At 43.4% G+C, this 10,486-nt stretch carries 14 protein-coding genes; 5 read left to right on the top strand and 9 right to left on the bottom strand.

The features are described 5' to 3' along the window. The first annotated feature begins 184 nt into the window (after window positions 1–184). Window positions 185–1,663, top strand: coding sequence for a hypothetical protein (locus tag FWF39_RS01020; RefSeq protein WP_343381573.1), 1,479 nt, complete (start codon window positions 185–187; stop codon window positions 1,661–1,663). Here the strand turns inward: FWF39_RS01020 and FWF39_RS01015 are convergent. Both FWF39_RS01015 and FWF39_RS01010 read right to left on the bottom strand, forming a co-directional pair. Beyond that, window positions 1,657–1,908, bottom strand: coding sequence for a hypothetical protein (locus FWF39_RS01015; protein ID WP_343381572.1), 252 nt, complete (start codon window positions 1,906–1,908; stop codon window positions 1,657–1,659). The genes FWF39_RS01020 and FWF39_RS01015 overlap by 7 nt on opposite strands. Window positions 1,909–2,015: 107 nt before the next feature. After that, complete coding sequence (locus tag FWF39_RS01010; RefSeq protein ID WP_343381571.1) at window positions 2,016–2,156, bottom strand: hypothetical protein; 141 nt, start codon at window positions 2,154–2,156, stop codon at window positions 2,016–2,018. A gap of 148 nt (window positions 2,157–2,304) precedes the next feature. Between FWF39_RS01010 and FWF39_RS01005 the strand changes: the two genes are divergently transcribed. Next, window positions 2,305–2,961 carry an HAD family hydrolase gene (locus FWF39_RS01005; RefSeq protein ID WP_343381570.1) on the top strand — a complete coding sequence of 219 codons (657 nt, stop codon included), beginning with the start codon at window positions 2,305–2,307 and terminating at the stop codon, window positions 2,959–2,961. A gap of 130 nt (window positions 2,962–3,091) precedes the next feature. Next, window positions 3,092–3,703 carry a hypothetical protein gene (locus FWF39_RS01000; protein WP_343381569.1) on the top strand — a complete coding sequence of 204 codons (612 nt, stop codon included), beginning with the start codon at window positions 3,092–3,094 and terminating at the stop codon, window positions 3,701–3,703. A gap of 106 nt (window positions 3,704–3,809) precedes the next feature. Here the strand turns inward: FWF39_RS01000 and FWF39_RS00995 are convergent, their stop codons facing one another. Then, window positions 3,810–4,007 (bottom strand): 50S ribosomal protein L37e, encoded by a 198-nt coding sequence (locus FWF39_RS00995; protein ID WP_343381568.1) that lies wholly within the window; start codon window positions 4,005–4,007, stop codon window positions 3,810–3,812. A 5-nt stretch (window positions 4,008–4,012) separates the two neighbouring features. Further along, the gene (locus FWF39_RS00990) at window positions 4,013–4,240 is read right to left on the bottom strand and encodes an LSm family protein (RefSeq protein ID WP_343379569.1); all 228 of its coding nucleotides are present in this window, start codon (window positions 4,238–4,240) and stop codon (window positions 4,013–4,015) included. 344 nt (window positions 4,241–4,584) lie between these two features. On the opposite strand from FWF39_RS00990, the gene FWF39_RS00985 reads away from it, so the two are divergent. Next, window positions 4,585–5,178: a hypothetical protein gene (locus FWF39_RS00985; RefSeq protein WP_343381567.1), complete on the top strand. Its 594-nt coding sequence runs from the start codon at window positions 4,585–4,587 to the stop codon at window positions 5,176–5,178. A gap of 30 nt (window positions 5,179–5,208) precedes the next feature. After that, on the top strand, window positions 5,209–5,712 hold the full coding sequence (locus tag FWF39_RS00980) for a DUF1947 domain-containing protein (RefSeq protein ID WP_343381566.1): 504 nt from the start codon (window positions 5,209–5,211) through the stop codon (window positions 5,710–5,712). Between the two features lie 133 nt (window positions 5,713–5,845). Here FWF39_RS00980 and FWF39_RS00975 read toward each other — a convergent pair whose 3' ends face one another. The 5 genes from FWF39_RS00975 to FWF39_RS00955 form a co-directional block, all read right to left on the bottom strand. Then, window positions 5,846–6,379: a hypothetical protein gene (locus tag FWF39_RS00975; RefSeq protein ID WP_343381565.1), complete on the bottom strand. Its 534-nt coding sequence runs from the start codon at window positions 6,377–6,379 to the stop codon at window positions 5,846–5,848. A gap of 129 nt (window positions 6,380–6,508) precedes the next feature. Then, window positions 6,509–6,634 (bottom strand): hypothetical protein, encoded by a 126-nt coding sequence (locus FWF39_RS00970; protein WP_343381564.1) that lies wholly within the window; start codon window positions 6,632–6,634, stop codon window positions 6,509–6,511. Window positions 6,635–6,862: 228 nt separating this feature from the next. Further along, window positions 6,863–7,543 carry a CxxC-x17-CxxC domain-containing protein gene (locus FWF39_RS00965; RefSeq protein ID WP_343381563.1) on the bottom strand — a complete coding sequence of 227 codons (681 nt, stop codon included), beginning with the start codon at window positions 7,541–7,543 and terminating at the stop codon, window positions 6,863–6,865. 211 nt (window positions 7,544–7,754) lie between these two features. Beyond that, complete coding sequence (locus FWF39_RS00960) at window positions 7,755–9,263, bottom strand: hydroxymethylglutaryl-CoA synthase (protein ID WP_343381562.1); 1,509 nt, start codon at window positions 9,261–9,263, stop codon at window positions 7,755–7,757. After that, window positions 9,260–10,465, bottom strand: coding sequence for a hypothetical protein (locus tag FWF39_RS00955; RefSeq protein ID WP_343381561.1), 1,206 nt, complete (start codon window positions 10,463–10,465; stop codon window positions 9,260–9,262). The genes FWF39_RS00960 and FWF39_RS00955 overlap by 4 nt, the downstream gene beginning before the upstream one ends. Window positions 10,466–10,486: the final 21 nt, after the last annotated feature.

Raw genomic sequence — 10,486 nt, 5'->3', positions numbered from 1 at the left:
TCGGTTTGGGCGGCAGATCGAAATGGTTCGGGTAAGCAGATAGATTGGCATTTTACCACAAAACAAGCAAGAGGTAAACTAAAACATCTATATCCTAACTTATAATGCGGTCAAAGCAATATTTGTTTTTGCGTATTCTTATATTGCGGTATAAAATTAGTAGTGCTCTAGGAAGCGATAGTAGGTGACATTTATTCCAAAGCCCCCATCTGATGTCAGATTAAAAGGCACGGATAAATTCACACCCCTAAAACCTGCTTTTAGAAATAGACAATACGGTAGCGAATTTAATGCTTGGGAGCTCTCTATTCTAAAAGAGTTTGCTTATGCAAAAAAATCAACCAATCCCTCCGTTTCAGGTACCGTTGTCTACGATGGTAAACTCGGCAGAAATCGGTTTCTCCTAATCCCTGCAGCCCATCTACCCCAAGACTACATTATATGCGAATGCCCCACCGGTGTAGCGGTTCCATCAAATCTCTCCTACATAACCGTCACAGGACAAAAGCAACCTTTCTACGATTACTGGGAAATAATGGTTGATGACCTAACCCCTGCCAAGATCAACCAACCAATTAAACCCGAAATTGATTTTAAAGAATTTCAGCAACAGCTCTTCTTACAATGGAGCGGAATATTTTCACCCCAAAAAGATTTACTTGCTTTTGAATTCGTCAGTTCACCCCCTCTGGTAAATCTTGGACAAGCTGGCGGATTAAGCATCACACTCTATGACGAAACCAAACATCACCAAACCAGCAAATTACTAAAATATTTTCATGATCTTATGCCGCCCGATTTCGCTCAGGGAAAAGCTGGAAACCTCACAATTCCCGAATTAGCTGCTGAACAACCCCTATCGCCCTTCACTTTTCAGTTTCGTAGCTTTAACGCTGATAAACCGCTCAACCAAAACCTAGTAACTTTTCTTGACCGAAGAACCTCGAAAAGATTCTCCAGATTTCCCGAGATCTCCGTAGGTTTAGGTAGCAGACATAATCAGCCGCGATCAATTTATGATCACCCCTTTCGATTGGTAGATCAACCCGCTATATTGGAGCGAAGTGCAGAGATGCGCGCAATGCACTTTGATCCCCCCCTAGACGTTACCAAATATATTGTAACTATGCAAATGCTGTTTCCAACTGTAGGCAAAACCCAAGACGATCTAAACAGCACCCTTGACCAGGCTAGCCAAAAAATCATAGCTATCGCCGAAAAATATGACCTCCCCCAAGAAGTCCAGCGCCACGGCCTATTTGATGCTAACTATTATGGTAAACCCCAATCATCACTACGACTAGCCCTCTCTTCAGCACGTTCCCAACAAATACCAACAGTTGATGACACCTTGGTCCTAAAAGCCATCGAAGACTTTTATGTCAAAAATATCGAAAACGTATTCGAAGCCTGGGAGGATCTATTTACCTCCAAAGGAGTCGAGATGGTATCGCTAAGTGAATTTGACCGACAGGTACTCAAATTCATCACTGAAAAAGAAACAAATGACATCGGGGTCAGTTATCACCTTCTCTCAGAAAAATTTGCACTAGAATCTTCGCGCGAAATTGAGTTGAGACACTCAATTCAGCGTTTGCTAGGAAACGGTAAAATACGCGAACCATATTGCCAAATTTATCGTGCCATCCCATTTGTTCAATAAAAAGAGCCTGTCTTGTGAGCAATACGTTTGTCATCTATTTTGATGTTAACACCCGCACAGGTTGGACATTTATGATATTCTTTAAATTCATTATTCTCTAGTTCAATCCTGCTATTTTCAGTTGGTCTAAATTGCTCACCACAATTATTACACTTTTGATACTTTGACATTTGACTTTCAAAATGCTCACATCCCTCACAAGTTGTACACTCAAAATCAAAATATTTACAATCACGCGGATCCATTCATCTCAACCCTTATAGTACAAACAAACTATCAACATACATCAAATAAAATTTGCTCCCGCAAACGCGGGTTGGTTGATTATAGCTTTATTGATGATGGTGGTGTCTCAGTTGCGAGCAATGCTTGAACTATCAATTAGATGGGCGGTACCATCTGGACAGTAGACTTTGTCACCTATTATGGCTCTACGGTAACGTGTGTTGCACTCTTTTAGTTTGGAGCATCCATCACAATCTCTTGAAATCATCTATCTCATCTCCACTTATTCAAAACAATATCCTTACCGGCACCTATAGATATGTTCCCAATAAAATATATAGATTATATATTTAAGCGGGGTTATAACTTCCAAAACAAGAAGAACCTTTAAAAAACAAGAACCCCCAAACAACCCAATGCAATCAAACAAGCTGAAGGCCAACGGAATATTTCTAGACCTAGACGGTACCCTTGTTGACTCCAAAACAGCCTACCTCGAAGCTACCAAAATCGGTTTCCAAGCCATCGGCAAAGAAATGCCCTCTGCCCAAATCATGCTGGAAATCCCCCGCCGCCTCGAACAGCACCAAAGCATAAACGACCTCACCTATGGCTGTGCAGAACAGTTCATGCCCATATACATAAAAGCCTTCCATTCTGCCACTGAGAAACATGCTAAACTTTTGCCTAATGTGGTACTGACGCTTGAGTGTCTTGCAGAAAAAGCTAAACTGGCCTTAATCACTATGCGCCATGTTCCCAATCAAGTTATCCAAAAAGAACTCGACTATCTGGGTATCTCACAATATTTCCACTTGGTTGTGACAGGGCTGGACACATCAAAGCCTAAGCCTTCCCCAGAGGCCTTAATTCGATGTGTCGAAACTTTGGATTTAAAAATGTGTGACTGCATTATCGCGGGTGACTCAGTTAGTGATATGCGAGCAGGAAAAGCTGCTGGATCTTGCACCGTAGCTTTGCTCTCAGGTCTCTTTGGATCTGAAGAACTGGCTAAAGAACAACCTGATTTAATATTACCCGACATTACCGCGTTACCCGATAACATAGAATAGGTTGCTTTAAGGATATGTCAAATTCGATATATTTCGATTTTTAGCCTAAGGTAGTTATAGGCGTTTTTAAATAAAGTTTAATTAAAACCTCAACTAACTGGTTATAGAACGGGTTTCAGCGGGAATCCTAATGGACTTTGTCGAATTCATGATAGGGGAGAAACTTAGAGAAGCCGATCCAGCCCTAGATATAATGGGCTCTGATCATACGGTATTACAGGTAGCTTTCCAAGATTTTACAAATTATCTCAAGTTTCGCTGGGATTTGGTGGGCCAAGAAGTAAAACAACCTGAAATTCTTGAGCGTATAAACACGCTTAGTCAAAAAGATCTTGACGAATTAGATGCGTTTTTGGCAGTTTGGTGCAACATGTGGTTTAAAAAATGGAAAGAGCGTGTTAAACTGCTGATCGGTAATCAGGGCGCAAATAAATGGAATAAAATGAACAAACCCCTTGCTGATGCTGAACCCATTTGGCGAAAAATCGAGTGCAAACAAGACCTCCAAGAGTTGATTGTTGCAACTCTTATTAAAAACGGTGAAATCTGCGGAACAGATATACTAGCAGAAAATCTGCTCAAAATGGAGTTGAGCGAAAAATACCTCCAAAGTATCCCTGAAACAGACCGTATCTTTGTTGCTCTCAACAACACCTTGCGTAAAGCACGCGCGATGGCGCACAGTCGAGGCCCTTTGATTTTCGTAAAGGTCGATAAGGGTTACTACAACACACCCGAATAACCCTTTTTTGCTTTATACTTCAGCAGTTTGTAGAAAACCTGCCTGTAAAATGTAACATTACTAATATTTGTGAGTAGAACGTAATTTGTAAAATTAAAAGTTGGGTTTAGCGGATGGTTGCGACTCGTGCTCTTTGCAGAGTCTTGGTCCGCCAGTTATAACGTCTTAGAGTAGCTTGTGCGCCGTAGCCGCATGCGCTACATCGCTTGTTGCGTACGTGGTATGCACGTCTGCCGCATCGACGACATTTTATATGGACAACGCGCCCCATGCGCTTGCCCATTGAAGGAGTGCCCTTTCCCATCTAACTCACCTGGGCGGGGGTGAAATAAGGACTACGTTGTCTCCACGGACGATTATGAGTCCTAACTTCTTTTGGTCTTCAACGACGGTGGTGTCTTCGGTCTCTTCTAAAACCAGATTTAGATGTTGATCGAACCCCTTGAGTCTGCCTCTGAGGCTTTTGCCGCCTTTTAGGCGAACCAGCACAATTTTGCTGAGGTTCTGTTCAAGGATTTCGGTTGTCATTTCGCTCATTTTGAGATCCTCTTGTAACTTTATCTGTTCTATACTTTATCTCTCAACATTTAAACCTATCTCATACTCTGGAGGCGTTAACTATTTGGATGCTATATGTTGCGGCAAAACAAATCGTTCTAGCCTCAACTTTGCCCTTGCGCTGTTGATGGCAGATTGTTTGATTGTGTTTGGTGTGATAAATCTGCTTGGTTACTTTTTGGTGACGCTTTCATGCTAACGGTCAATAGTCTTATTAGTATCTGAAGACATGTGTTATTTGCATGTTAATGGCTGATTTTGACTATGTGTTGCTTGTACTTATAAGAGGGTTTATGGTTTATCTGCCTTGAACGGAACAGTCCATGGTGACGCTGATAAGTTTTGTCATAATTTTTGTGGTATCTTTTGTTCTTAACCTGATCCCGTTTGCTGGCCCCTCAAATATGCTCATCGCATACACATTTGCCCTACGACTGAACAGCACTGATTTTCTCTCTTTTGCATTAATTGGAGCCGCCATGGCCTTGGGCTCCGCTTTAGCCAAAGGTATCTACTATATGGTCACCTTCTTTATCAGTGGAAGATATATCAAAAAAAGCCGCCAAAAACTCGACGCCTCAAAAATCAAACGCTGGGCCTTCCCTTTACTTTTCTTTGCGGCAGCGACACCAATTCCTGATGAACCCATAATTATAGCCCTGGGACTTATGAAGTACAGTCCATCAAAATTTTTTGGCGCTTACTTCTTGGGAAAATTTGGAATCGGTGTTATGGGCGCCTTCTTGGCCGGTTTTTCTATAGAAATCTTTGGAGATTTTATCAGCTCAGAAGTTATGGTTGTTCTGTCCATTGCGATGACCATTGCTCTCACTATTATCTTGCTTAAAGTCGATCTTGGTAAACTATTCGAGAAATACCTGCACCGAAAACCCCCAGCAGATCAGGAACCTAAATAACTCTGTATCTATGCACATAGATAGTTGCTTATGCCCACAAAACAACGTCGATATCCCATCAAAAACAAAGATATTAAACAGATTCTAGAAGAGGCTCAGCATACACTCGGCCTCAATCTTGAGGAGCTATTTGATGTTAGAGCGAGTGTGGAAGTTGTTGAATCAGATGTGGCCTTAATTTATATATTCTCTGGCAAACCTGTAATCTATAAAATTAATGATCGCATTTTGCCTACTTTACTCTTCTCTGAGTTCATCACTACTGCACCTAAAATTGTTGTTGATATGGGTGCAGTTCCATATGTGTGTAAGGGCGCAACAGTTATGGCTCCGGGTATTGTTCGTGTGGAGGGTGAATTTGCGGCTGGGTCACTAGTTTTGGTTACTGATGTAAAGTATGGGAAAGCGTTAGCGGTAGGCGAGAGTTTGATGGATGCGAATACTGTACGCCAGACTAAGAAGGGTCCAGCTGTTAAGGTGTTACATTATGTCGGCGATAAAGTTTGGGATTACATTAAATTGATCTCAGAATAATTATCTATATTTACCTTAATAGTTCGTATTGACCCTTGAGAAGGGTTTTTGTGATCTGATTGGCTGATCTGTAGTGTCAGTATTGTTGTTGGCCTCGTTTTTGGTGGGTATACCATTCAGTTTAGACTAGTTGTTAAGTTGTTTGATCTTGAGCTTTTTTGTAGAGTGCTTTATCGATGGTTCGAGCGCTGAGGTTGTGTTTGGTAGCGGTTTTACGCAGAGCTGAGATGAGACGCAGGTAATTTTGGGGTGTGTAGAGTCCTCCTGGAGGGGTGTTGCCCAACAATCCCTTCCAGACTGTTTGGTCAAATATGCCATAACTCGTTGGGTCAAAGAAGGTCAAGATGATGCTGGCCAGTATGGGTGAGATGCCTTCTAATGTGGTTAGACAATTGATACGGTAGAGATCATCAGCATTTGGGAGACTTAGACTTTGGCTGGTTATACGTTGAACTTTTTCATCGGTATTGCGTGTGACCAGCTCTTGGGCGCGTTGTAGTTTTTCGGGTTCGTCTTTGAATTTCCATTCTGCCACCGCCATGAGATCCTTCACGCTTAGAGCCTTGTTTTTTTGGAATTTTGCACTTAATTCGCGTTCCCGTTGTGCCTGCCAGCCGTAGGCTTTGTCATATTTGCGGCTCCACATGAGATAGTCAGCTTTATCCATAAGTTATCTGGTCTGTAGTGTGTACAGAAGCATTTTTGTTTTGCTCTTAAAATAATGAGCTCGTTAATCACTATTGACGAATTGATCAATTTAGCTAACATATACCCAAAATAATGAGCTAAATTGGTGCTAGTTTTGGTCGGCTAGATGTGCTGTACCGTCGGGGCAGTAAACTTTTTCGTCTTTACCAGCTTTTCGGAATCTTTCACTGCACATGTGAAACATTTCGCATCCATCGCACTCTTTGTTTAACACTGTTTTTTGTCTCCTATTGGTGTTCTTTGCGTGTGTCAATTACTAATAAGGATATGTAATATGCGTATGTATATCCACAGCATGTTACCTCTGTTAGCGGGAGCAAGCGGTACTGTTTGGGCGTTTGTCTTTGTTTTCATGTTTGCCAAAAAATTATATGTCTCTTTAGCTAAACAAACTTTATGAATTGGTATGAATTAAAAATATAAAACTTGCCTATTTCTTGCTTTAGCGTTTGTTTGTTTTTCGTTTGTTGTGGGGTTTGCGGGAGTGTGGGGGTCGAGCGGGTTTGTGGTTACTCCAGCATTTTTTACAGAAAACGGTTTTGTCAGTTTTGGGTTGGAATGGGACTTCACATTCACTGCCGCACTCACTGCAAACTGCATTAAAGGTTGGTTTTGCATGGAACGATTTGAAAAGCTGATAGTTTTTGAGTCGTGGCCAGCCGGTTTTGGCATAGCGGAGCATTTTGGGGTTATCTTTGAGCCAGCGCATCATATGGAAAAAGCTTTTGCCTCTTTTTTCATCTCGCTCAGCAAGGGGTTCGTAGCCTAGATTGCGGATTTCATCGAGATATGCGATTTCAACTAGGCGCTGAGTTTCGCCTTCGACGTGGATGCGTTTGACGTGGTCTTCGCCGTAGACCTTTTTGAGTTCCTCTGCGGCAACATCAAAGATGCATCCCTGGCAGATGTGAATGGCTTCCTCGGGGTTTAGATTAAATTTGGCCACAAGCTTTGACACAACCCGCGAGGCTTCTTGAAGGTATTCTTTTTCACGAAATATGTCTTGGTAGAATCTTACGTCGATTATATCATATTTGAATTCTTTTGTTTCTTCCCGATAGGCGCCGACTACAACACCGAAAAGCAAGTCACCGCTGCCGGCGTCATCAACGATAAGAGTCAACTGGAAACTTCACTCTCTTTTCTTCAGTCAATATGTTAGGGTCATATAAAAATTGATGTGTTCAATTCAGTATAAAACTGGGCTTGAATTGCCTTTTTAACCATTTGGGTCGTTGTTCTGTCTGTGGAGGTGTGTATGTTTGTGCTATATTGGATGTTTGCTGTTGTTGCTTATCTGAGGAGATAAAAGAGTGGTGGTGTATTTGCTGATGTTACATGCCTGATTTTAGGCGGCGATAGGTTGTGTAGTCTATGAATTCTGCAAATGGATTTTCAGCGAGGAATTTGACATTGATTTTTTGGCGGTTACGTTTATCAAGTAGTTGACTGGTGGTGCGTAGAAGGTAGCTGTCGCTGCCTGCTCCTGAACCGTAGCTGGTGACTAGTATGCGGTCGTCGGGTTTTGCTATGTCCAATATTGCGGCTAATCCGACCAGAGAAGCGCCGCTGTAGGTGTTGCCGAATTTAGTCATCTGAATGGCGGGCATAAATTGTTCTTCTTTGAAGCCTAATTCTTTGGCGATGCGCACTGGGAAGCTGGGATTGGGTTGGTGGGGTACAAAGTAGTTGAGGTCTGAGGCTTTGAGGTTACATTGCTCCATGAGTTTGGAGGCGGCGTTGCGGACGTGTTTATGATATGCGGGGTCGCCTGTGAATCTGCCGCCGTGCATGGGGTAGGGTTCACCGTCACGGCGCCAAAAGTCTGGGGTATCTGAGGTGCAGCTATACCAAGCTTCGACCTCTGCAATAACGTCTTTTTTGCCAAATATGAATGCGGCGCCGCCATAGCCGACAAACGCATCGAGTTCTCCTCCGGGCCATCCGCGGGGAGCTGCTTGGCTATTGTCTGCGCCAATAACCATGGCATAATCAATGTTTGATTTGGGGTAGCTGACAAGTGCGCAGGCGTCTTTGAACATGCTTGAGGCGGCTTTGCAGGCAAACTCTGTATCTACTGCATCTACTGCTTGTATGTCTCCGTCTTCTTTGCCTAGTTTGAGTACTTGTGCGACTTTGGCGGCAATTGGTTTGACTGCATAAGGATTTGATTCTGAGCCTGCATAGATTTTTCCAATCAGTGCGCTATCTAGACTTGAGTGGATAAGGGCTAGTTTGCCGGCTTCAACTGCGGCGGTAACTGAGTCTTCATCAAAGAAGGGCACTGCACGCTCGATGCCTTCTTCTTTTATGCGAAAGCGTGATGAATACATTCCATAGCCCACAATTCCTGGCAGATCGTAGTCTTTTTTGGGTTGGCTTATTTTGTATTCTTGGTGGGGATAGTACTCATCAGCTAGGGTAAATGCCAAAGAGATGGTGGGTACAATATCGCCTTTGCCAACAGAGTGGCGTCTGCGAAAACGCGGTGTGACTTCTCTGCCCTCTAGGCTTGATAGGTCTATGGTTTTGTTATCGGCTATTAGTTGATCGGTTAGTCGGGCTGGAACTCGGATTTTGCCGTCGTGAAATGACACAATGCCATAGATGTAGCTGGAGAGTTTGGTGAATTTGTTGGTGGGTTCATTTATGTAGGTGCAGAGTTCAAGGGTGCCTTTATCGTAGAAGAGATCAATATTGTCTAGTTTGTTGTAGCTTTTACGGCCACAGTTGCTACAGTAATCGCGGACTTCAAAGTATTCCTTACCACAACACTGACACCGACATGCTCTTAGTCTATCGCCTAGATATGATACACGTCTTTCTATGGGTTCGCTTGTCATTGTGTTTTCTCTCCTAAAATTGTCATATATGCCTTAGTTCCAAATCCCTCAAACTCTAGTGTTGCAGCGTGTCTAAGACCCTCTGGTGTGGTGATTTGTCTTTCGCCTGCTTCGCCTCGGAGTTGGCGATAAAGCTCAAAGAACTGTGCCCCACCAGTTGCGCCCAAGGGATTTCCATCCGCTTTCAACCCGCCATTAGTGTTCACATGAACTGGTTTACCGTTAAACTCGTAGCTGAGTTGCCCTGTTTGGTTGCTCTCGTAGAGGCTTCTCCATGCAGAGCCCGCTTTGGCATAGCCTAAGTCTTCGAGACTGATCATCTCCATCGCAGTGGATTGATCGTTAACTTGAACAAGCTGTAAATCTGCTACTGAGAGTTTGGCAGTTTGACAGGCCTGTTTCACTGCAAGTTCTGCGGCCACAAAATGGGTGAGATCTTCTCGGGCAGGATAGTTAAGATAATCCGTTGCTGCACCAATAGATAAAACAAAGACCGGTCGATCAGTCATTTGCTTAGCTACGGTCTCGCTTGTGAGAATTAGTGCAGTGGCACCATCTGAGATGGGTGCAAAATCATAGAGCCCCAATGGTTTGCGAGCTGCCTTGCGGGCACTTAGCACTTGGTCGATGGTGATTTTGCGCTGAAACTGGGCATACTTGTTTTTGGCCCCATTCGCATGATTTTTAACGGCCACCTGAGCTAGAGCGACCTCTAATTGTTCCTGATCTTTACCTGTTAGACCATGCTTTTTGATGTAGGCTCGAAGCATCAGTTCATGATTGGACTCCGGGGTTCCACCTGCAAAGTAACTCCACGGATCATCAAGCAACATAAGGTCATCGCGGATTTTATCCCAGCGATCAGACATCTTTTCAATACCCCCAACAAGCACCGTATTGTAGACACCTGCTTGAATTGCATGACAAGCCGCCGACAAGGCCGCACTAAAACTACGCGTGCCCTCCATAGGTACATGTAGCTCTGTGAGCTCGGAGAGAAAGCCCTCTTGGAGCCCTAATTTGTTGGTTATGGGTAAAAAACAATCAGACATGTAACATGCTTCAAGATCTTTACGTTCTATGTTACACTCCATAGATGCGGCAAGCCAAGCTTCCTCAATGAGCTTTTCAGGCTCTTTGCCATAGTGCTCTCCAAACTTGGTTCTGCCGACAGCAACAATAGCTGGACGGTTTTGCATCATGAGCTCTTCCTCTTAATTGCC

It is taken from the genome of Candidatus Bathycorpusculum sp. (assembly GCF_009778815.1).
In the GTDB taxonomy this organism is placed as follows: domain Archaea; phylum Thermoproteota; class Bathyarchaeia; order Bathyarchaeales; family Bathycorpusculaceae; genus Bathycorpusculum; species Bathycorpusculum hydrogenotrophicum.
This window is presented reverse-complemented; position numbering and strand designations above follow the sequence as displayed.